We start from the raw sequence: 22079 nt of genomic DNA, 5'->3' as shown, positions 1-22079 counted from the left end.
CCCTCTGCCTCAGTTAGACGCTCATTGCATAGATACCCATTGCATAAACCCCAAAGCAGAACGCTTACTGTCGATCAAACGCCTTCAGCGCCTCCGATTCCGGCATGGGCCTATAAAAATAGTAGCCTTGGATTTCGTCTACGTGCCAAATTTTGAGTTTACGTAATTGGCTGGCGGTTTCCACGCCTTCGGCTACGGTGGTTAAACCGAGCTCTTTTGCCATGGACGCGATACTGCGAATGAGTGTTCTCGCTCTATCGTTGTTCTCCAACTGATCGATGTACGATTTATCCAGTTTCACGATGTCGAGTGGGAAGGAACAAAGCGTACTAAAAGAGGAATAGCCCGTGCCGAAATCATCCAATGCCAGTTGAATTCCAAGTGACTTGATCTCTTTGGTTCGCTCCAACGTCTCTGACTCAATGCCAAGTAACGTGCTTTCTGTAATCTCAATCACCAACTGACCCGGAGCAATGTCAAACTCGTCCATGACATGACGTAGTGCGTCTGGCAAGCGCGCGTGGTAAAAGTGCATCGCACTCAAATTGACATGCACCGTTAAAGGGTTCAATCCGTTGTCCGCTCGAGTGCGATTAAGCGTGGATATAAATTGGCACGCCTGACGAAGAATGGACTCGCCAAGCTCTACGATCAATTGGTGCTGCTCTGCGAGCTCAATAAACACATCTGGCGGAACAAACCCCAGCTCTGGGTGAATCCAGCGTGCTAAGGCTTCAAAGCCATTGACCTTGCCACTTTCTGTATCCACTATCGGTTGATAGTGAGCAATGATCGCTTTGTCTCGAATAGCCTGAGAAATATCTCGGCTGATCACCAGAGCACTTTGCGCCCGCTTCGCTACATCCGCGCCAATTTGTATCACCTCTGTCACCGCTTTGTGCTGGAATCTCTGCACCGCAAAAGAGCCCGATTGCAACAAATAGCCAAGCGAGTGGTGGGTGATTTCAGGATCGGCGATGGCAATCTGACAGCTCAAGTCCAACTCGATGCCTAAGATGTGTGTTTTACGCGAAAGTACATCCATAAAATGAGTCGCACACTGGATCGCATCATCACACTGTTCAACGTCTTCAATTATGGCGATAAATTCAAATTCACTAATCCGGCCCACTTCAAACGGCCTTAACTCCGCCCCAAACACCGCAGCAATATAGTTAATCGTGTCATCAAAAATGAGATGACCATACACTTCTGACACCTGTTTCAATCTGTCGATGGAAATATAAAGGAAGGAGAATTGGTTAGGCTGATGTTGGATAAGGTCATCCAAACGCGCAAGGATAGCCGGGCGATTATACAAACCTGACACTGGGTCTCGACCAACCAAATCTTTGATCATTCGCGCTTGTTTCTTCTGTTCACTCATGTCACTAACAGAAAGCATGAGTGCTTGTTGGTTTTCATGATGAATGAGATTCACATCAATCAAACATTCAATTTCTTGCCCTTCTCGAGTGAGCATCGTGGCTTCAAACTGTGTGACCCCATTTGACAACGCTTGGTACATTTGATCGACCTTGCACTCAGGTTGATTCTCGTCCACTTTACACAACACGTTGAGCTCTTGGTGTACTAAATCACCTTTCTGATAACCGAGTAATTCTAAGGCCGCCTGATTGATGTCGATGATTTCTTTGTCCACCACTAACAACATGCCCATTGAGCGATGTTGATAGAGTGCGTCAAATTTTTGCAGTGTGTCCTGCAACTTATCTTGCGTTAAGGAGGTATTCTCGGCCAGCACTTCGACTAATTGAGTAATGCGTTCAAGTTCATCCGTGCGTCGATTAGAGAGATCATCCAACTGATATTTCGAGAACAACTGCATGACACTTTGTTCAAAATCGGCAAATCGAGTGGAGACACGTTTTTTAAACAGCATAAATGTCGCTAAGGCGATCAAGCCCGCAACCAACACCACAATGCCAATAAGGTACAAAAAGAGCCGATGCCCTTTCAAATAGTGAACACGCAGCTCCGTGGTTTGCAAATAAGCCACCTGTTCACCTGACATGCCATAGACCGAAGACCACTCAACCACCGTCTCTTTATCACGATGGACCCATGTATTTTCAGACAGCTGCACGCTCTCGCTCGGCAGTTGTAACTGACTCAAGCCCAACAATTTGTTGTCTGCAGTTAGGATTGCATCGAAGTTACCAGGAAAACGTTCGCTCAGATTTTGCCCCCAAATCAACCACCCACTGGAGGCAGACACTCCTTCACTGTCGCGTACTGGCGTTAAACTAATCACCCACAATTGCTCATCAATCAACAGCAAACCCGCTTCACTTTCACGATAAAGATCAAGCATGCTGTTCATTTTCGTAAAGTGTGACTTAACGCTGTCATTCGCCACTATTTGGCTCACCAGCGGGTTATAAGCACTGTCACCTTGGTCGCGGACGAGCGATTCAACCACCTCACCTTTTAAGGAAACAAACGCCATCATATCGAGGCTAAGCGTGTCTAAACTTTCTTGATATAAGTTGCGATCACGGTAACCAGCAATATCCCCTTCCGTGAACAGTTGATACGTTTCATCCCAATACGCCCAATCGTAGGAGCGATCTTCTTGCAGGCTGATCATCATTTCGATGACGGCCTGAGCTTGTTTATTGGCGCGGCTGACTTCAAGATTTTCCAGCTCATCGAGACTGTAAAGGAAAAACGTTCGGGTAATAAAAAGCGTGCTCAAGATGACACCAGTCAATCCTAAGCCAAAATAGAGCGCAGTGCGGCTGCGTAATGTTAAGTGCAACAAACGAAATCGAGACATTGATTTTAATGATTATTAGATTAATGACTTAGAGTGTAAGGCAAAATAGCGGTGAATGGTTTGAGATAGATTCAATTCTGTTGCGTAACTGTTTCAAACATACAGATTACTTCGCATTATGGCTCACAAATTAAAAAGCGCATCCACCTGTGATGCGCTTTGACTCGAACTCTCTTTACGTTGTTTAATCGTAGAAAGGTTTGGCGTCCACTTCCAAGCTTGAGGGCGCCACCGCTTTTTCAATTTTTAGCGAACTGTGTTTTAAATCTACCATCGCCACATCGACAAAACGTTTGTATTTACGTGAGTAGAAACACTTTACTTCCGGCTTCAAAGGCTGAGTCGGGTTAGAGGTCCAGACGATTCCGACTCGACCATCGTTCAATTCGACAATAGACCCCACTGGGTAGACGCCAATGCAGTTGATGAATTTGTAAACCAGATCAGGATCTAAGTGAAATGGGGTTAAGCCGAGTATGATTTTAAAGGCTTCGGCAGAACTCATTCCTTGCTTGTAGCATCGGTCTGCCGTGAGCGCATCATAGATATCAACGATACAACTCATACGACCATGGAGTGGTATTTCATCCCCTTTTAACCCTTTTGGGTAACCATTTCCATCAAGCTTTTCATGGTGCATTAAACAGACATCACGGCTCACATCGCTTAGCCCTTCAACATGCACAATGATCTCTTCGGCAAACACCTGATGGAGCTTCATGTGTTCAAACTCTTCAGGCGTTAGTCGCGCTGGTTTATGCAGCACTTCATCGTTTACTTTGATCTTGCCGATATCGTGAATGATCCCACCTATCGCCATCTGTTTGAGCGTTTCACGCTCCAAGCCCAAATGTTTGCCAAAGGTCACTAACAAACAGGCGACATTCACCGAGTGTTCCAGCAAATAGGTGTCCTTTTGGCGCAAGGCAGAAACACACTGCAAGGCATCTGAATCCACCAATGCAGCTTCAATCATATCCTCAGCCCAGTCCTCAATCTCATCAACCAGAATCACTTTGCCTTCAAAGGTTTGGTTAAGGAGCTTTTGAGCAAGGCCTTTGGCTTCTGCAATCAGCTTTTTGGCTTTCTTTTGATTAGAGGCGCGACTCTTTGGCTGCTTACGTGGCGTTGGTGAATGGGATTCTGTCACGACTTGCGATTCAGTGTTATCAACCTTTGGCGCTGGTTTAATCACACAATTTTTAGCCGATAAGCCTGCGTCTACCCACACAAACTTCACCCCACTTTCAAATAAGCGGGTAATCGCTTTTTCTGACTGAACACGCCCTGCATTCGCCAAATTAACCCGCTCACTATTTTCAATCGCGGTGACAAACATGCCAATCGTTAAGTTTGAAATATCTACTTTTATTGATTTTTCAGGGTCATACTGCATATTCAAGACAATTTCCAACACAAACTTTTCTCGACTACCTCAAGTATATGGCAATCTCGCTAATACGACCTGCCGAGGACATCGAATAATTCACATTTTTTTACAAGCGTTCCATTTGCCCAGAGAATACAAATTTAAAATATATTTGCAAACTCTAATTTACAACATCTTGAAGCGGCGATAATCAATGGATTGACTAGGCAATAACGCTCATAGCGCGGTGGTGAGCTCATGTTTTTCAACCAGTTTAGGTGACGAAAAACACATCACCTGATAGCGTAAAAACAAATCCTCTTCAGGAACGTCAACATGCTCATCAAAGTTATTAACATTTTATTCCCCGTTTTTGCCTTAGCTGGCGTCGGCTTTTTGGTTGGGCATTATTTGAAACCTGACTTTAAGCCGATTAACCGCATCAATATTGACGTTTTCCTACCTGCTTTGGTGTTTTCATCTCTCACCACCATGCCGCTAGACACCCAGCAGCTCCCTTTGATATGGGCATCGCTTGTGGCGGTATTGCTGCCGGGGCTACTGATGATACCCATTTGCAAACTGGCTGGGCTCTCTTTTAAGACCTGGGCACCGCCGCATATGTTTCGCAACAGTGGCAATCTTGCCATTCCTCTCTTTGCCTACGCATTTGGCGACGCGGCACAGTCAAGCGCCGTACTGCTTTTCGTTATGTCATCTTGCATTCACATTAGCTTAGGCATTGCGCTGTTGAGCCGAGGCGGATCACTCTTACAAATGGTCAAAATGCCTGTGTTTATTGCCGCGTCTGTGGCTGTGTTTTTTAATCTCAACCATGTTGCCGTTTGGTCACCGCTGATTGAAGCCACCTCCTTGCTAGGTCAAGCCGCAGTGCCAGTCATGCTCCTTTCTCTTGGGGCACAAATGACCCATTTGAAATGGTCCGGCCTCAGCGTTGGGCTCTACTCAACGCTCCAATCTATCGCAACAGGAGCGATAGCATTTGCGGTGATTTACTTCTTTATCCCCCTTCCCCCGCTGCAAATGAAAATGATGGTCCTGTTCACCATGTTGCCAGCGGCGGTGATGAATTATCTTTTTGCCGAACGTTTTCATATCGAACCCGAGAAAGTGGCCTCAATTGTATTATTCGGCAATTTTTTCAGCATCTTAACCCTACCTGTGTTGCTTGGATTTGCCCTCTCTTTAACGTGATGATGAATTTATTTCATCATTCGTTTTAGAGTTGAAATATTCCTTAAATATTCTATGGATATATTTATTAATATGATAGAAAGCGGATTCATCATCACAAAAAATGAAGATTGAAATAAGAAAACGTTATATTGCACAAAATAAAATCTAGGAATCGCTTATTTATCGCATATTTATCTGTTATTGATTGATTAGAGCAAATACTCTAACTATAATCATCCATAGTAATTGTGATAAAAATAACATTTATTCACTCATTTTATAAATATCCCCCTAGTACTATTGCCGACTTTGGTGATATAAAGATTTGAAACATTCTGAAACATTTAACCGAAATCGTACAGCGATCAAGTAAAAAGAAGTAACCACCATTCAGATGACAGACGACGTATCTATTGCAGAATCAATCCTGCCAGACTTTGAGCACCTTATGGAAAGTCGCTTTATGCACATCTTTGATGTGTTCAGCGAGGGGCTATTTCATATGGATGAACAAGGCGTGATGTCGTTCTATAACAAACAGTTTTACCAGCAGTTTGGCATTGAGAGCGGCATCATCGCGTTAGATACTTGGTTCGAATTGGTGCACCCGCTAGATCGCTCCAAACTCTCTGCCCGAGTTGATGACCATTTAATGTGTGAAGATTTACGTGTTACTAGCGAGTACCGTGTACGCAAACCTAATGGTCACTACGTCTGGATTGAAGGAACGGCGGTCACACGTAAGACTGACTCCGGTATTTATTTGATCGGCAGCCACAAAGATATTTCTGAGCGTAAGCTGATGGAGAGTTACATCCATCAAGTGGCTTTCCATGACAATGCATCTGGTATGGCCAATCGCAGTCGCCTTTTGCTCGACATCGAGGAATCTTTTCAAGCCTCTTCCCTGCCCTACGCCTTGATTTACATTCAGATTGAAGACATCAAATCGTATTTGAGCCATTACGGCAGCGAAATCCTCAACCATGTCGTGCAAAGCATGCTTACTGCCGTCAGCCATCTGCCTGGCCAAGTTGCAAGACTTTATCGAGTCCGAGATGATGATTTCGCCGTGTTGTTAGAAGGTAACTTCACTGAACAACAGCTGCTGAACATCTGTTCGACCATAAAACAACGCTATCACGATACGGTTGTGGAGCAAGGGCAATTGCTGGGCACGGGGATCAGCATGGGCCTGATTCCTCGCATCGAAAATACCCACGAAGGCGAAGAGCTACTAAGAAAAGCAGCTCGTACTGGGCAATATGCCAGCAAGAAAAAAGCAAACAAAATTGCGCTCTACAGTGCTCGCACGCAGCAAATCGTAGACCGTTATTTCTTTATTGAGCAAGGATTACAAAGTGCAATTGAATCCCAATCGCTGAATGTTAAGTTCCAACCGATTGTTTGTGCCAAACACCTAGAAGTAAAAAGCTTTGAAACACTAGTACGTTGGCGCAGCAAAGAGTTTGGTGAAATCTATCCCGATGAATTTATTACTGTCGCAGAAAATAAGGGGCTTATTATTGATCTTGGCTATTTTGTTTTCCGCAAGGCATGCGAATTTATTCAAAGATACAACCAAGCCAATAATAAAAATATTCGAGTCAATGTAAACGTCTCGGTATTACAACTGCTCAATAGTAATTTCCCTCAACGCATTCATGAAATGGCCAGTGAATATGGCATCTCACCCAACTCTATCGTTTTAGAGCTTACGGAAACCATTATATTAGACAATAACGCCGCAGCGATTGAGCAACTGAATCAGCTGTCTAAATTGGGTTTTCACCTTTCATTGGATGATTTTGGTGCGGGTTATAGCTCACTCAACTCCTTCTTTGATTTGCCCATGAAACAGATCAAAATCGATAAATCGATGGCTTGGCGCAGCCTCAAAAACCCAGATTTGACTGCCTATCTCTCTTTTCTGATCCAGCTTTGCCGCAACAATCGGATCGATGTTGTCATCGAAGGGATCGAAGATGCCGAAATGTACCAAACGTTCAGAAATATGGGCGTGAGTTACCTACAAGGCTATTGGTTTTCCAAGCCCTTGAGTCTCGCCTCTGCGAGTCGCTTTACCTTATCAACCATTGATAAATCATAACTCGCATCACAGAGCATTGAGAAAAGTGCCTGCCTAGATCGCAACCTACTTCTTTGTCATAAAAGCTTCACCTTTTCTTCACCTAATAACACGGGTTGTGCGGCATATTGGTGACTCATCAAGTTTGGCCCCACGCCAGCGCGATACTCAAACTAGCGAGTGCAACAGGTAGACAGAAAGTAACTGATAAATATATCTGGAATCAATTTGCACAACCGAGGATGGGTATGTCGGTGTTTGAGAAATAGTCAGCATGGTCCTCTATCAATCAAAATTGTCGCCATCAACAGCAACCATAGAATTACGCAGCTTACTGATTATGATTGTGGTTATTTTTGTTTTTAATACACCACAAAACCTGATTAAAAGGGACAAAATAGAGAACGTACGATTACAACTGAGTGCATCATTAGAATCTTTAAATACACGAAAGGAGTTAATACAAAGCTATCTTTCTTTAGCAGACAGTCAAATTGCTCAGCGTTATTTTTCTGACTCAACCGACTTTATTGATCTGGTCCAAAACTTAATTCAGCATCAAAAAATCATTCGCCGAATTCGGATTATCGATAAAAACCCAACTGAGCAAGAGACCTATTCTAAGCGTATTATCAGTTTCAATCGCTTTTACCAAAATGACTTAAACCGCCGCCAGAGACAGACTATTTTGGATATCGAAAATGCTCTGTTTGTCGAGTTCTCACCCATTTATCAACATAACCGTTTAATGGGCTATTTGACTGTTGAAGTCGACCTGATTCACTTTACCCCTTTGTTTCGCGACAACATGCTCCATGTTGATCTTGATGGTTTTGTCTATTCCAGTTCGTATGCTGATATCACCGCCTTTACTTACCTCAAACATCGCGAGCAAACCTTACTTCAAGAGCTGAATCGTACTCACAAAACATCCGGCGTATTGGACTTTCAAGGAAAAACCTTCGTTTATCAAAACGTAGGGCAACTCAATGGCAAAACGAGTTATTTGGTCAAAGTCATTGCCAACGAAGAACTCATCCCTAAATATTTCTACTTAATTCCACTGCTGCTTGCCATCACGGTAGGCGCTTGTTATTACCTGTACAAGCTGAATAAGGCACAAAAGAAACTAAAAGAAATCAGCTATTTAGACCCACTATCAGGATTAAACAATCGACACTTTCTTGCTGAAGTCGTAAAACAACAGCTTCCGCTTGAACATTATTATGCCGTTATGCTTGATATTGACCACTTTAAGAGTGTCAACGACCGATATGGGCATGACATCGGCGATCAGGTCATTCGCCGTGTGGCAAAGGTGGTGAAAAGTCGTATCCGCGTCAGTGATTACGCCTTTCGTATTGGTGGTGAAGAATTTCTGTTGCTGGTCAAAACCCCTTCGTCCAATGAAGCACGGCAGGTTTGTGAACGCATTCGCCAAGATGTTGAGAACATGACTCAAGCGCCGCACGTCACGGTATCCATTGGCTTTACTGCTTTACAGACACAGCTCGACGAGACCATTCGCATGGCCGATTCACATCTGTATGAGGCTAAGCGCAACGGGCGAAATCGTGTTTGCCCTAACGCTTAGCGCCCAGCTCAACTCTCAGTCACTCATGCCTTCCACATCGCCATCTTTGACTCAAGGATGCAGATGTTTCAGCACGCCCGCTTGATCCAGTTCATCATGCCAAATCTGGTAGTCCAGTCCCTGATCGAAAATAAAATCGGTCACCAATTCACGAATGCACTGTACGAGTTCTTGTTTTTTCCAAGGTTTTTCGAAATAGCGCACAATACCAGCGGAATTGATCGCTTCGATGGTATCGCTATGCGTGGCTTGCCCTGTGAGCAATACCTTGCGTGTTTTGAAGAATCGAGCATCCGTGTGCAGCGTTCGCAAAAGCTCGACACCGGTCATTCCCGGCATCACATGGTCTGAAATCACCACAGCGATAAACTCGCCATCCGCATCGAGCTCATCGATCAGCTCCAACGCTTCATGACCAGATTCGCACTCTTCAATATTTAGCCAGTCAGCTAAACCGTCTAGATCCTGCACCACCGCATTAAGCACTTCGCGCTGATCATCCACGCATATTAGGTTCAGTTTCTCCATGATTTCCCTCTGTTGGCAATTTGATTCTAAAAATAGTGGCTTGGTCATCGCTTTTCACCACAATCGAGCCTCCTAGGCCGGTGACAATTCGCTTCACAATCGATAACCCTAAACCCAGTCCAAATGACAGCCCGCCTTTTTTGGTGGTGAAGTTAGGCTGAAAAATTTTGCGTCTTGTTGCCTCATCTAAGGCAGAGCCATTGTTGGCGATCGTGACCAAAATGCGCTTGCCTTCTTGATGAACACGTATCTCCAACTGCGGCGATAGCGTGTTTTGCATCGCGTCACAGGCGTTCTTGATGATATTGACCCAAACTTGCACCAATTCGGTCTCCGAAGCCCAAATCGATTCGACAGGAGATGGACGAAGACGCACTTCGACACGGCGCAGCTCACTTTGCAAAAGCGCGATGGCTTGATTAATGGTGTCGCCAATATTAACTTTGCTAATGCGATCCGAATCCGCCCTACCGAGCTGTTTGACCGATTTCACAATACCAACCGTGTGTTTGGCCGCCAAACGCAGATCGTGTAAATCACACCCCATTCCCCAATAACGAATGGCTTGATCTGGGTTGTTCAACCAGTGTGGGTTAACCAAACCATCAGGTATCGCTTTCGCTAACGCTTTGGCCTGTTTTTTCTCCAAACCATATTTCTGCTCCAACAACTTGGCATTTTGTCTTGCCGTGCTTGTTGGCACATTTTGTCCCGCAAGCAAGCCAATATCGAAGAATTGGTTCGCTTCTGGGTGCAGTTCTTCAAGCAGTTCCAGAATAATGGTTTCGAGTCTTTCAGCTTTGCTACTGACCACCCCAATGGCGTTATTAAGCTCGTGCGCCAACCCCGCCGCAAGTTGGCCTAATGTGGTCATTTGCTCGGCGTTATGTAACCTCTGTAACACCTTCTCTTTGGCCACCGCCTCTTGCGTTGCTCGCCTTTGACGACGCGAAAGCTCATTCACTATCACCGGCATAAATTGCGTGGTAAGCGGGCCAAACTCTTCGACTTCAACGGCAGGCGTGCTGCGATCAATCCAAGCCAGTGTTACTTCGCTCTTGGCCATCACCGTCGACGATGCTGTCCAAGTACCAGAAAAGAAACTGTGCACGCCAATAAATGCCCCTTGCGAGGCAGAAAAAACGCGTACTTGTTTCTCCTCATGTTCAGAAAAGTAACCTTCCAGCTCACCTTGAAGAACGAAAAACAGACGGTCGTTGTAGCCTTGCTGCACAATGACGACCGCTCCCGCTTCCAACGTAATTTGACGCTCTGGATTACAGAAGTAACGCTCAATCAGTGCTTCTAATTTGCTCAAATACATGGGGCTACCCGATGTGTCCAACCATATGAAGGATCCAGACCATAACAAAGCTGAGCAATACGCCAACAACGCCCAAAATCACGCCCACACGCGCCATTTGATTACTTTGGACATGCCCAGTGGCATGTGCCAATGCATTAGGGGGCGTACTGATAGGCAACGACATGCCCAAGGAAGCGGCCATCGTCACCACTAAAATCAGTGTCACTTCTCCGCCCAATGGCGTTAATGAAGTCATAGAAATCCCCAATGCAGCCATGATTGGCATCAGCAAGTTAGCCGTGGCGGTATGCGACATAAAGTTCGCCATCACTAAGCAGAGGAATGCCGCGCCAAACAAGACGATATAAGGCGAGAACTCATCAAATGGGATACTGTGCACCACCAACTTGGCAAGGCCTGTTTTATCCAGAGCCAAACCAAGAGCGATACCGCCCGAAACCAGCCAAAGCACATCCCAGGAGATTTTCTTCAGATCTTCTTTGTTAATGATGCCTGTGATGGAAAAGACCGCGACAGGAATCAGGGCGACGGTGTACGAGTTCATGCCGTGCGCTGAGCCCATCAACCATAGAAGAATGGTTAAACCAAAGGTGATGTAAACCACGATTGCTTTCGGCGTTTTGAGAAATTTACCTTTGATAGAAAGCTCAATTTTGGGAATTTCCGCTCGGTACATCGCCGTGATCAAAAACCAAGCTAACGCCATCATCACCACAACAAAAGGTACGCCGAACATCATCCATTCGCCGAATGTAATCAGGTTGTCACCCACCAGATATTTTAGAGCGATGGCATTAGGTGGCGTACCAATTGGCGTGCCGATGCCACCAATGTTGGCCGCAACCGGAATACAAAGCGCAAAGGCAATTCGCCCTGGGTCTTTTGGGCCAAACACCGCAATCACTGGCGTTAAGATGGAAAGCATCATGGCCGTCGTCGCGGTATTGGACATAAACATCGAGAAAATCGCAGTGATCAGCATCAGCCCCAACATAACGAATTTAGGGTCTTGGCCAAATGGCTTGAGCAGCACGCGTGCCAAGTTCACATCTAGGCGGTATTTGGTGGCCGCCATCGCTAGAAAGAATCCACCTAAGAAAAGCATGATGATTGGGCTGGCAAAGGTTGCCATGATTTCACTGTAAGACAGCAATTGCCCAAAGGTTTCACTGCCTTCGTTTAGCCGGAAGAGGTACAGGCCTTTGTCGGAAACCAATAAAAGCTCTAAAACAATAATGACGACGGACGTGGCATAGATGGGAATCGGCTCAAATACCCAACACAACGCCGCCAATAAGAAAATGGCAATCACACGCTGCTGCACGATGGTCATGGCTTCAAACGGAAAGGCTGACAATGGCAACAACAGCACAATCAACGGAATGATAATAGGGATAATAAACTTCAGATACGGGCGCATAATACAACTTCTCTTCCTGAGATGGACACCTTAGAGCTTTGGCTCTACGGGGATAGACAAGAAATTATGCGCGCGTGTTTCAAAACAAAATTTGGCGTTAGATCAATGAAACTGAAGTCACACGAAAAAACTTACTGAACTGTGCCTTACCTCACTAAACGCTCATAAAAAAAGCAGCGTAAACACGCTGCTTCTAGTGACTAAGCTAATGATTAAGCTAATTATTGACCGACTTGGGGTTGATCAGCTTCTTTGCCCCAGTTTCACTGTTCCATCGGTAGCAAACCACAGAGCCTGCTGGCGACGTCTACCCAGCAAAATCGGGCCGTCATCGTAGAACAAGAAGTTTTTCCAATGTTTGCGGAAAATGACCCACTTGGTTTCAATCACGTTGTATTTTTCGTAACAAAAATAGACCGTCACATCATCTTGCCAATCAATATGCTGAAGAATTTCCTCTGGCATGTCTGGTTCATCGGCTTCCCAAGACGCCATCCAGTCAATTTCAGTTAACCAATTACTCTGTTTCGTTGGCCAATCATCGCTACCAAGACGTTCTGCATCTGGGCTATGGGCGCTGATGTTCTCTTTCCAAAACTGCGCAGAGCGTGCCTGATCCATCGGGCGAATGTGCGCGAGATCTTCTTGTGGCACTGGCATCGACGGATGCGTAAAAATCCATTTTCTTTGGTATTGGTCCAAAGTTAAATAAGACATTCAGGTTCCTTAAGCTTTCAGCCACCCATTTTGGGTTGCCTGTTCAATAATTTCTTGCGCCTTATCCCATAACACATGGGAACCAAGGTCGATTTTCTGATTCACCGTCAACGCTTGCTGGCGAGTCACGCCATGCTCTTGCCAACTTTGTCCTTGGTTGTGGTAGTTAAGCAGCATAGGAATGATTCGATCTAACGCCTTGCCAAACTTGGCATCTGCCGTTTGCGCGGCTTCAAACTCTAACCAAAGTTGAAGTAATTCTTCTCCTTGGTCAGCCGGCAACATGCCAAATAAACGGCGAGCGGCTGCTAGCTCTTTTTCCGCTTGCTGTTCTGACGCGACCGCATCGTACACAAAGGTATCGCCGGCATCAATTTCTACTACGTCATGCAGCAGCAACATTTTCACTACGCGGCAGATGTCGACAGGCTCATTAGCATGCTCTTCCATCAATAACGCCATTAAAGCGACATGCCAACTGTGCTCTGCACTGTTTTCCAAACGTTTATCTGCACTTTTGACTCGCGTGCGACGCAGTACCGATTTCAGCTTGTCCAGCTCCATCAGCAATGCCAGTTGCTTGTTCAATCGTTCCATTACTTTTCAACTCGCCAGTTAGGGTTGATTAAGGAGGTCAAGACGTGGTCTTGCCACTGCCCATCAATCAAAAGATAGGAATGCGCAAAGCCCTCTTTGCAAAAACCGAGATGCTCTAGCACACCAGCACTGCGGTGATTATGCGGCATATACGCGGCTTGAATACGGTGCAAGTTTAGCTGCTCAAACATATAGTCACACGCCATTTTTAATCCGCGGCGCATGTACCCTTTTCCTTGAGCCTCTTCAGCTAACGAATACCCCACATTGCAGGCGTAAAAAGGAAACTTCGACAAATTGCTAAATGAGATGGTCCCAACCATCTCATTCGTTTGCTCTTCAATCAAAACGCAGTAAAAGCCTAGTTTCATTCGATGTAGCTCATGGAGCTTGATCAGTTTTTGCGCCCAACCCGCTTCGGTGAAAAACGACGCTTCACGTGTCGGCTCCCACGGTTTCAAAAAGGTTTGATTGCGTTGAAAGTACTGAGAAACCATCGCGGCATCGCTCACATTAACGGTTCTTAGCACCAATCCTTCGTCAACTTGATAAATGAAATGTTGATCAGCACCCATATCAGTGTTTCTTAATTCCGTAGTCTCTTAGCTTATTGGCTATCGAGGTGTGTGAGACATTCAAGCGCTTCGCTAACTTACGGCTGGATGGGAAAGATTGATACAAACGTTCCAATACTTGCGATTCGTAATCTCGCATGATCTCATCGAGTGAACCGTCCAGCTTCACTTGGGCGTTAGAAGTGGCTACCGCAGCCGGTTGTGGCAAATGGAAATGCTCTGCTTTCAATACATCGTCATCCATCTCGGTAAGCGCACGCAACACCATGTTGTCCAGTTGGCGCATGTTACCCGGCCATTGATAGGCAGTGAGCTCGTCCATCAGTTTCGCTTCGTATTCTGGCTTTCTAATCGCCAATTTTTGGCAATGCTTGGCAACAAAAAGATCCAGCAGAGGGCCAATATCACTGGAGCGAGAACGCAAAGATGGGATCGACAAGGTCAACACATTGAGTCGGTAGAAAAGATCTTCACGAAACGATCCCGCTTCAGCTAACGCAGCCAAATTGTGTTTGGTGGATGCGATGATTCTCACATCGACGTGCATCTCTTCTTCTGCGCCAACGCGGCGGAAATTGCCATCCTGCAAGAAACGCAGCAGCTTAATCTGCAAATGGGGGCTCATTTCACCGATCTCATCGAGGAAAACGGTGCCGCCATTAGCCTGCTCGAAAATGCCTTTGTGGCCTTGCTGATGATTAAAAGAACCCGGGGCATGACCAAACAACTCGGTTTCGGCCACATCATCGGGCATGGATGCACAACTCAGCACCAAAAAGGGCTTGCCCGCGCGATGAGAACGGTTGTGACACGCTTTCGCCAGCATCTCCTTACCCGTTCCTGTTTCCCCTTCAATAAGCAAAGGCTGATCGAGTAAAGCCAGTTTTTTAGCTTGACCAATGAGGGCTTTATGACGATTGGAAACGCCAACAAAATGCTCAAAACCCAGTTCACTGTGCGGGGAGAGTTGATGACTATCCACCGAATTCGCTTTAGCACCGCGCACCATTACAACCGTACTGGCAAAGGTGGATTGTTTGGATTCATCTTGGATATAGACGGGCATGAACTCAAGTAGATAATCGAGGCCATCGATCACCATGCTTTCTCGCTGGCGGTGCTGTTCGCCTTCTGACCAACGACTAAACTTCAAACTGGGTAGGAGCGCGGCTATCGGCGCACCAATCACCTCTTTTTCAGTTTTACCAATCAGCGCCAACGCTGCTCGGTTCGCCATGTCCACCGCGCCCTTTAGGTCTATTGCCAAGACGGGATCGGGCAAGTTGTTGACGAGTGAAATCAACTCGGTGTTATGGCGTTCCATCGGCATAAATTGGATTTTACGCACGTCTTTCACGCCAGAGATTCGACGAATTTCTGCCATCAGTAGACTGAAGGTATCAAAGTCTATATCAGGGCAATTGAGATAAATGATGCCACTGATATCAATTTCGATACCTCGTAAATCGATATTTTTGGAGGCTAATATATCGAGCAGCTCTCGGGTTAAGCCGAGTCTGTCTTCGCAAAAGACTTCTAGGCGCACGGAAAATCCTAATTCACACTGTCACGAAAAGTTGACAGTAGTTTCTACTATGCCCGCGTTAGCGTCAAGATGCGCCCGCTGAAACTCTATGGTTTTAGCGTGATAGAAGCGACTTTCGACACAATTTCTTTGCGAATTGCTGATAACTTAACCTGTGTTTCGGCTTGCCAAGGAATCGGCCTTAGCAATGCCATCGCTTTCAAACCCAGTCTCGCAGTCAAAATCCCCACACCAACCCCTTGCCCTGCTCTGGCGGAAAGCTTGCCAGCGAGATCCATCGACATCAAATCCATACCCGCATCAATCACCAGCTCGCTGGCGCCCGCCACCGCCATGTTTGCCAACACCAGACGCAGCAAACGAATGCGAGAGGCGTAGCCAAGCTCGATACCATAGATCGTTGAGAGCGTGTCAATCATCTTGAAGTTACGCCAAGCCACCAGCAGCATGTCCGCGATGGCGAGTGGGCTAATAGCCACCAGAGCCGCAGACTCTGTCGCAAAGCGCGAGATCACCTTGGTTGCTTGTTTGTCTTGTTGAGTCACGACCATCGCATCGTACATCTGCAAGATTTCTGCATCACTGTGTGCGGTATTGACGCTGTTTTTCCAGCGGTCATAAGCAGGATTCTCTTCTGCAACGCCACTTTGTTTCGCCACTTGCTGGCAAAACGCTTTGCCTTGCCCAACACTGTCACTTTGCAACAATTTTTCCCCTTGCTCCTGCACGGAAAATAGGTGTCTCAATTGGCGCAGCTTCCACAGTTCTTTGCCCATGGCCCCAAGCCCCAAGCCGGCAAGCACGGAAATAAACCCAGACCAGCCGAGCGTAAGCCAATCGCCATTTTGCATCGCACTGAGTACGCTATCAACGGCTTGCCAACCCACCAATCCTGCGAAAGCAGCAAACAGCCCTCCCGCTAACCACTTGCGACGGCCTGATGGACGTATCACCTGCTCCAAAGCGTCTTCAAGTTCAGGTTCAGTCTCTTCAATCGTGGTTGGAATGAACGTCTGCTGCTGATCAAATTGCTGCTGCGCAGTGAGCTCTGGTTTGTCTTGCTGAGAGAAAATCGTCTCTTCAAACACTTGTTTTGGTTTTAGATCGCTCATAGCAACTTATCTCCCAATAAAAACTCTAGGGCTTTATCAACTCGAATATGCGGTAAAGGCTCTTCACGTTTGCCTTGCATTGGCCTAAAAGCGGTAAATTCAAACCCTCGCGCTTGCCAATAGTGCTCATCGGGTACCTTGCGAGGCACTTCGCCAGGAAAGAGGGTTAACGCTTGCCCTTCTAACGTCATCCCCTGAATGGCCGGTGTGCTCTTATCACCATTGGCAATAAAACCGGCCTGAGTCGCTTGTACCGACGCCATCGACAAACAACCCATTTCGATATTTTCGTATGCTGCGGTTTGCCATGCGGGGTGAATCATCTGTTGCAGCAAGGCAACCAAATTAGGATGCTGCTCAGGCGTCACGTGATCCGCTTTGGTAGCGGCAAACAGTACTTTGTCTATTTTGGGTGCAAACAGACGCTTAAGCAGTCCTGAGCGCCCATAACGAAAGCTGTGCATAATTTGCTCTAAGGCATCACGCATATCATAGAACGACTCACGGCCAGCATTGAGTGGCTGCAAACAATCGACCAACACTATTTGGCGATCGAAGGTTGAAAAGTGATGCTTGTAAAATGCTTTCACCACTTTTTGTTGATATTCCTGATAGCGTTTTTTCAACATCGCCAAATTGCTGTGTTTGCCGGTTTTATCCATGTCATCAAAGCGGCAAGGGAAAAATTGCAGCACTGGCGCACCAGCAAGCTCACCCGGTAAAACAAATCGTCCCGGCTGCACCCAATGCAAACCCTTTTCTTTACAACGGTGCAAATAGTCAGTGTATGCCTGAGAGACACTTTGCAGCTGCTTTTCATTCAGTTCCGCATTGAGATCTAAACTGTCGAGTTGACTGAGCCATTCACTCGCCAAATTCAAACGCTCGCCTTTTAGTGCATCAAACTGCGTCTGACTCCAAGTGGCAAAATCGAGCTCCAACAAAGGTAAGTCCAACAGCCACTCCCCCGGATAATCGATGATATCCAGATGCAAGATCGCGGTTTGGCCCAGTAATTTCTTGGTTTTTTTCTTTGGTCGATACTTAATGGCAAGGCGGATTTCACTGACATCTCGCGTCGGTTCAGGCCACATAGGCGGCACATTGCAAAGCTGGTCCATCGCTTCATCGTAAGCGAATCTTGGCACCATCATGTTACTTTGCGGCTCTCGCTTCGCTCCAACGAGGCGTTTATCTCTCGCACTGCTCAGTAGGGGCATATTGTCGTGCGTTGAAGTATGGAGGAGTTGGTTGACAAGCGAAGTGATGAACGCGGTCTTTCCGGCTCGGGAGAGCCCCGTTACCGCCACACGAACGTGGGAATCCATACTGCGGTGGATAAAATCATTCACTTCTCGGGTAATCTTCTTCATAGCCCTTCTCTTACTGTCAAACAACACCATTCACTGTGCGCCAAAGTGCACCAACAATCAAAGGGATTTCTCGGCGCATCTCATTTTCTTCTTTAGCGTGGGGCGAACCATAACTCTACTAATATTAATCGCAGATGAACAAAAAGCCCCTGATATAAATCAGAGGCTTAGTATAAGAACGCGAGGGATGCCGAGATTAATCGTCCTCAATCAGTTTGTAGATAACAAACAGAGCGATTTCCAGAATGAGCCACAATACGCAAGTGATGGTGACGTATTTCTCATCAAAAATGCTAATGCCGTGCAGGATCAAGTCATAACCGACAAAACTACCGACAACCACAGCGAGAATAATTTGTAATATTTGAATAAAGCGAGGCATTGAGCACTCCTTTTTGCTTTGAGTAGTGAGTGTTGAGCAAACGACCAGATGATATGGAACTGGTTGGTATTATACAAAAACAAAGTGCAGCTTTCGCTGCACTTATGTCAAATGTTTGCTAACTAAATCAGCACTTTGTCACATTCTTATTTTTGTGATTCCATTTCTTGGATTTTAACTTTCCAAGTATCAGGACCAATTTGGTGCGCGTTGGCACCAGTCGAATCCACCGCGACCGTCACTGGCATATCTTCGACTTCAAATTCGTAAATCGCTTCCATACCGAGATCTTCAAAAGCAACAACACGCGCTTTCTTGATGGCTTTCGCTACCAAGTACGCCGCACCACCGACCGCCATCAGATACACCGCTTTATGGTTCTTGATTGACTCAACAGTGGCTGGGCCACGCTCCGCTTTACCGATCATGCCCATAATGCCCGTTTCATCCAGCATCATGTCGGTGAACTTATCCATACGTGTTGATGTGGTTGGGCCTGCTGGGCCAACCACTTCGTCACCCACTGCATCCACAGGGCCAACGTAGTAGATAAACTTCCCTTTAAGGTCAACGCCTTCAGGTAGGCCTTCGCCATTTTGCAACATGGTTTGAATGCGTTTATGCGCTGCATCTCGACCGGTCAAAATCTTACCTGAAAGCAAGAGTGTCTCACCGGTTTTCCATTGCTGAACGTCTTCTTTTGTCACGGTATCGAGGTTAACACGGCGCGCGCTTGCACCCGCATCCCAAGTGATGTTTGGCCAATCTTCTAGCTTCGGTGGCGTCAGTTCTGCTGGGCCAGAGCCGTCAAGTGTGAAATGAACGTGACGAGTTGCCGCACAGTTCGGGATCATACACACTGGCTTGGACGCTGCGTGCGTAGGGGCGGTTTTGATTTTCACATCCACCACCGTTGTCACCCCACCGAGCCCTTGAGCACCAATACCTAAACGGTTAACACGATTGAAGATGTCCAAACGCAGCTCTTCTTCCGCATTTTGCGGGCCACGTTCAATCAGTTCGTGGATGTCGATGTGCTCCATCAACGACTCTTTAGCCAGTACCGCCGCTTTTTCTGCTGTGCCGCCAATGCCAATGCCCAGCATGCCCGGAGGACACCAGCCCGCGCCCATCAAAGGCAATGTTTTTTCTACCCACTCAGCAATATCGTCTGAAGGGTTGAGCATCACCATCTTGGTTTTGTTTTCAGAGCCGCCGCCTTTTGCCGCGATCTGAATTTCGACGGTATTGCCCGGCACCATATTGATGTGAACAACCGCAGGTGTATTGTCTTTGGTGTTAATACGTTTACCTGCAGGGTCCATCAATACCGACGCACGCAATGGGTTGTCAGGATTGGTATAAGCCTGACGCACGCCTTCGTCAATCATCTGTTGTACGGTGAGATCCGTTGAGTCCCACTGAACGCCCATACCGATATTGACAAAACACGTCACGATACCGGTATCTTGGCAAATTGGGCGATGCCCTTCCGCCGACATACGCGAGTTGATCAAAATCTGCGCAATGGCATCTTTGGCCGCTTGGCTCTGCTCACGATGGTAGGCTTTTTCTAGGGCTTGAACAAAATCGAGTGGGTGGTAGTAAGAGATGTACTGAAGTGCATCAGCTACGCTGCTGATGACATCTTGCGTGCGAATTACAGTCATTGCATGCCTCGTTATAGTTATGCTTCCATAAACTTACTTAGTTGTATCGATTGTTGAGCTAGTGATCGAAAGAATCCATCCGATTTTTTATGAGTTCCCGACTGAACTAAGTAAGCGAAATTGTTTCGTTTTATGATACTCTTGCTTTCCATCACGCGCTATGCAGCAATCGAACTCTTTGTCACAAATTAAACAAATGAATAACAGCATAAATACGGCCATTTCTTCAAAAACACTGCCTTATCAAACGGACCTTTCCCAACAGTGGTTTGACACCATCCAACATCAACCTTGGGCAATGCTGTTGCGTTCGGCATCACCAACACATGTTGACAGCCGTTTTGACATTCTCGTCGCAAAGCCCGTTGCGACATTAGAAACACGTGGTGCGGTGACTGAGATCAACACCAATGACGAAGTCATTGAAAGTAAAGATGATCCTTTCACGCTTCTTGCGCGTTATCAACAGCGTTTTACCCCTGCTCTATCCAGTGATGAAGAGATTCCTTTTATTGGTGGCGCTCTGGGTTACTTTAGCTACGATTTAGGTCGTTGCGTTGAAAAACTGCCTGAGATTGCAACACAAGATATCGCTGCGCCCGACATGGCAGTGGGCATCTACACATGGGCGTTGATTGTCGATCATCAGACGCAGACCGCGCAACTGGTTGGCCAAGACGTAGAACAAGCTTATCAATGGCTAAGCACGCAAACAAAAGCGGATGATGCGACGTTTGCCCTGACCAGTGATTGGCAATCCAACATGAATCGTCGTGATTACCAAAGTAAGTTCGATTGCGTACAGGAGTACTTGCTCAGTGGTGACTGCTACCAAATTAACTTAGCGCAGCGCTTTCATGCCAATTACCAAGGCAGCGAATGGCAAGCTTACCAGAAGCTAGAGCAGAGCAACCAAGCACCATTTTCTGCTTTCATTCGTTTGAAGGACGCGGCGATTTTAAGTGTGTCGCCGGAGCGTTTTCTCGAGCTCAAAAAACGTGTCATTGAAACCAAGCCGATCAAAGGAACTCGTCCTCGTCATAATGATGAACAACAGGACAAACAGGCGGCACTTGAGCTTGCCAATGCCGAAAAAGATCAAGCGGAAAATCTGATGATCGTCGATCTGCTGCGCAACGATATTGGCCGTGTCGCCAAACCGGGCAGCGTGCATGTTCCTAAACTGTTTGACATCGAAAGCTTTCCCGCCGTGCATCACTTAGTCAGCACGATTCGAGCTGAGTTGGCAGCGCAGTATACTGCCGCTGACTTACTGCGAGCGTGTTTCCCGGGAGGCTCGATTACCGGCGCGCCGAAAGTGCGCGCAATGGAAATCATTGAAGAGCTTGAGCCTCATCGACGCTCAGCCTATTGCGGTAGTATCGGTTACATCAGTCGCCATGGTCGCATGGATACCAGCATTACAATTCGTACCTTAGTGGCGGAGCAAGGTAAGTTGTTCGCTTGGGCTGGGGGCGGTGTAGTGGCTGACAGTCAATGCGATGCGGAATATCAAGAGACGTTAGATAAACTGTCGAAAATTCTACCAACATTGCAATAATCACCGTCACAGCACATTGGCCGACTAGCGCTAAGTCGCCCTTTTATTCTGAATAGTGTTGTTCACAACCGCTTTGTGTTGAGTCGCTTTGTTCGAAAAATTGAGCATTGCAATTTCAGCCAATAAAAAGAGAGAGAACGGTACGCCTTCTCTCTTCTTTATTAAATTCTTTGCGTCTTTCTCACGCTTTCCTTTACTGCCCTTTCCTTTATTGCGCATTCC

18 protein-coding genes are annotated in these 22079 nt (G+C 46.5%); 4 read left to right on the top strand and 14 right to left on the bottom strand.

The features are described from left to right. Nucleotides 1–64 precede the first annotated feature (64 nt). Entirely contained in the window at nucleotides 65–2800 is a 2736-nt protein-coding gene (locus VV1_RS10740; protein WP_011080151.1) for a bifunctional diguanylate cyclase/phosphodiesterase, read from the bottom strand. 184 nt (nucleotides 2801–2984) lie between these two features. Then, complete coding sequence (locus VV1_RS10735; protein ID WP_011080150.1) at nucleotides 2985–4196, bottom strand: cyclic di-GMP phosphodiesterase; 1212 nt, start codon at nucleotides 4194–4196, stop codon at nucleotides 2985–2987. A gap of 309 nt (nucleotides 4197–4505) precedes the next feature. On the opposite strand from VV1_RS10735, the gene VV1_RS10730 reads away from it, so the two are divergent. From VV1_RS10730 to VV1_RS10720, 3 genes are all read left to right on the top strand, one after another. Continuing rightward, on the top strand, nucleotides 4506–5384 hold the full coding sequence (locus VV1_RS10730; protein WP_011080149.1) for an AEC family transporter: 879 nt from the start codon (nucleotides 4506–4508) through the stop codon (nucleotides 5382–5384). Nucleotides 5385–5760: 376 nt separating this feature from the next. Then, nucleotides 5761–7476: an EAL domain-containing protein gene (locus tag VV1_RS10725; RefSeq protein WP_011080148.1), complete on the top strand. Its 1716-nt coding sequence runs from the start codon at nucleotides 5761–5763 to the stop codon at nucleotides 7474–7476. A 253-nt stretch (nucleotides 7477–7729) separates the two neighbouring features. Continuing rightward, on the top strand, nucleotides 7730–9049 hold the full coding sequence (locus tag VV1_RS10720; protein WP_011080147.1) for a GGDEF domain-containing protein: 1320 nt from the start codon (nucleotides 7730–7732) through the stop codon (nucleotides 9047–9049). A gap of 51 nt (nucleotides 9050–9100) precedes the next feature. Here the strand turns inward: VV1_RS10720 and VV1_RS10715 are convergent, their stop codons facing one another. The 11 genes from VV1_RS10715 to VV1_RS10665 all read right to left on the bottom strand — a co-directional run bounded on the left by VV1_RS10715 (nucleotide 9101) and on the right by VV1_RS10665 (nucleotide 20296). Further along, nucleotides 9101–9577: a response regulator gene (locus VV1_RS10715; RefSeq protein WP_011080146.1), complete on the bottom strand. Its 477-nt coding sequence runs from the start codon at nucleotides 9575–9577 to the stop codon at nucleotides 9101–9103. Beyond that, nucleotides 9546–10901 carry an ATP-binding protein gene (locus VV1_RS10710; RefSeq protein ID WP_011080145.1) on the bottom strand — a complete coding sequence of 452 codons (1356 nt, stop codon included), beginning with the start codon at nucleotides 10899–10901 and terminating at the stop codon, nucleotides 9546–9548. The genes VV1_RS10715 and VV1_RS10710 overlap by 32 nt, the downstream gene beginning before the upstream one ends. 4 nt (nucleotides 10902–10905) lie before the next feature. Continuing rightward, on the bottom strand, nucleotides 10906–12324 hold the full coding sequence (locus VV1_RS10705) for an SLC13 family permease (protein ID WP_011080144.1): 1419 nt from the start codon (nucleotides 12322–12324) through the stop codon (nucleotides 10906–10908). 243 nt (nucleotides 12325–12567) lie between these two features. Next, nucleotides 12568–13041, bottom strand: coding sequence for a DUF2947 domain-containing protein (locus tag VV1_RS10700; RefSeq protein WP_011080143.1), 474 nt, complete (start codon nucleotides 13039–13041; stop codon nucleotides 12568–12570). A gap of 9 nt (nucleotides 13042–13050) precedes the next feature. Then, nucleotides 13051–13638 (bottom strand): HD domain-containing protein, encoded by a 588-nt coding sequence (locus tag VV1_RS10695; RefSeq protein ID WP_011080142.1) that lies wholly within the window; start codon nucleotides 13636–13638, stop codon nucleotides 13051–13053. Next, a complete protein-coding gene (gene rimJ, locus VV1_RS10690; RefSeq protein WP_011080141.1) occupies nucleotides 13638–14213 on the bottom strand; it encodes a ribosomal protein S5-alanine N-acetyltransferase in 576 nt (191 codons plus the stop codon). The genes VV1_RS10695 and rimJ overlap by 1 nt, the downstream gene beginning before the upstream one ends. Before the next feature lies 1 nt (nucleotide 14214). Then, nucleotides 14215–15759: a transcriptional regulator TyrR gene (gene tyrR / locus VV1_RS10685; RefSeq protein WP_011080140.1), complete on the bottom strand. Its 1545-nt coding sequence runs from the start codon at nucleotides 15757–15759 to the stop codon at nucleotides 14215–14217. Nucleotides 15760–15845: 86 nt separating this feature from the next. Beyond that, nucleotides 15846–16871 carry a YcjF family protein gene (locus tag VV1_RS10680; RefSeq protein ID WP_011080139.1) on the bottom strand — a complete coding sequence of 342 codons (1026 nt, stop codon included), beginning with the start codon at nucleotides 16869–16871 and terminating at the stop codon, nucleotides 15846–15848. Continuing rightward, the gene (locus tag VV1_RS10675) at nucleotides 16868–18244 is read right to left on the bottom strand and encodes a YcjX family GTP-binding protein (protein ID WP_011080138.1); all 1377 of its coding nucleotides are present in this window, start codon (nucleotides 18242–18244) and stop codon (nucleotides 16868–16870) included. Before VV1_RS10675 ends, VV1_RS10680 begins: the two co-directional genes overlap by 4 nt. 196 nt (nucleotides 18245–18440) lie before the next feature. Further along, nucleotides 18441–18626 carry a hypothetical protein gene (locus VV1_RS10670; protein ID WP_011080137.1) on the bottom strand — a complete coding sequence of 62 codons (186 nt, stop codon included), beginning with the start codon at nucleotides 18624–18626 and terminating at the stop codon, nucleotides 18441–18443. A gap of 146 nt (nucleotides 18627–18772) precedes the next feature. Further along, nucleotides 18773–20296: a fumarate hydratase gene (locus tag VV1_RS10665; protein WP_011080136.1), complete on the bottom strand. Its 1524-nt coding sequence runs from the start codon at nucleotides 20294–20296 to the stop codon at nucleotides 18773–18775. Between the two features lie 196 nt (nucleotides 20297–20492). Between VV1_RS10665 and pabB the strand changes: the two genes are divergently transcribed. Beyond that, complete coding sequence (pabB, locus tag VV1_RS10660; protein WP_411122576.1) at nucleotides 20493–21857, top strand: aminodeoxychorismate synthase component 1; 1365 nt, start codon at nucleotides 20493–20495, stop codon at nucleotides 21855–21857. Nucleotides 21858–21887: 30 nt separating this feature from the next. On the opposite strand, the gene VV1_RS10655 is transcribed toward pabB, so the two are convergent. After that, complete coding sequence (locus VV1_RS10655) at nucleotides 21888–22076, bottom strand: hypothetical protein (RefSeq protein ID WP_013571486.1); 189 nt, start codon at nucleotides 22074–22076, stop codon at nucleotides 21888–21890. Nucleotides 22077–22079: the final 3 nt, after the last annotated feature.

This window comes from Vibrio vulnificus CMCP6 (assembly GCF_000039765.1).
Classification (GTDB): domain Bacteria; phylum Pseudomonadota; class Gammaproteobacteria; order Enterobacterales; family Vibrionaceae; genus Vibrio; species Vibrio vulnificus_B.
Note: the sequence above shows the minus strand (reverse complement) of the source record. Positions and strands in the feature narration are given on the sequence as shown.

Coding starts and splice junctions, on each gene's coding strand:
- VV1_RS10740 (WP_011080151.1), bottom strand. CDS start 2,800: ATGTCTCGATTTCGTTTGTTGCACTTAACATTACGCAGCCGCACTGCG.
- VV1_RS10735 (WP_011080150.1), bottom strand. CDS start 4,196: ATGCAGTATGACCCTGAAAAATCAATAAAAGTAGATATTTCAAACTTA.
- VV1_RS10730 (WP_011080149.1), top strand. CDS start 4,506: ATGCTCATCAAAGTTATTAACATTTTATTCCCCGTTTTTGCCTTAGCT.
- VV1_RS10725 (WP_011080148.1), top strand. CDS start 5,761: ATGACAGACGACGTATCTATTGCAGAATCAATCCTGCCAGACTTTGAG.
- VV1_RS10720 (WP_011080147.1), top strand. CDS start 7,730: ATGGTCCTCTATCAATCAAAATTGTCGCCATCAACAGCAACCATAGAA.
- VV1_RS10715 (WP_011080146.1), bottom strand. CDS start 9,577: ATGGAGAAACTGAACCTAATATGCGTGGATGATCAGCGCGAAGTGCTT.
- VV1_RS10710 (WP_011080145.1), bottom strand. CDS start 10,901: ATGTATTTGAGCAAATTAGAAGCACTGATTGAGCGTTACTTCTGTAAT.
- VV1_RS10705 (WP_011080144.1), bottom strand. CDS start 12,324: ATGCGCCCGTATCTGAAGTTTATTATCCCTATTATCATTCCGTTGATT.
- VV1_RS10700 (WP_011080143.1), bottom strand. CDS start 13,041: ATGTCTTATTTAACTTTGGACCAATACCAAAGAAAATGGATTTTTACG.
- VV1_RS10695 (WP_011080142.1), bottom strand. CDS start 13,638: ATGGAACGATTGAACAAGCAACTGGCATTGCTGATGGAGCTGGACAAG.
- rimJ (WP_011080141.1), bottom strand. CDS start 14,213: ATGGGTGCTGATCAACATTTCATTTATCAAGTTGACGAAGGATTGGTG.
- VV1_RS10680 (WP_011080139.1), bottom strand. CDS start 16,871: ATGAGCGATCTAAAACCAAAACAAGTGTTTGAAGAGACGATTTTCTCT.
- VV1_RS10675 (WP_011080138.1), bottom strand. CDS start 18,244: ATGAAGAAGATTACCCGAGAAGTGAATGATTTTATCCACCGCAGTATG.
- VV1_RS10670 (WP_011080137.1), bottom strand. CDS start 18,626: ATGCCTCGCTTTATTCAAATATTACAAATTATTCTCGCTGTGGTTGTC.
- VV1_RS10665 (WP_011080136.1), bottom strand. CDS start 20,296: ATGACTGTAATTCGCACGCAAGATGTCATCAGCAGCGTAGCTGATGCA.
- pabB (WP_411122576.1), top strand. CDS start 20,493: ATGAATAACAGCATAAATACGGCCATTTCTTCAAAAACACTGCCTTAT.
- VV1_RS10655 (WP_013571486.1), bottom strand. CDS start 22,076: ATGCGCAATAAAGGAAAGGGCAGTAAAGGAAAGCGTGAGAAAGACGCA.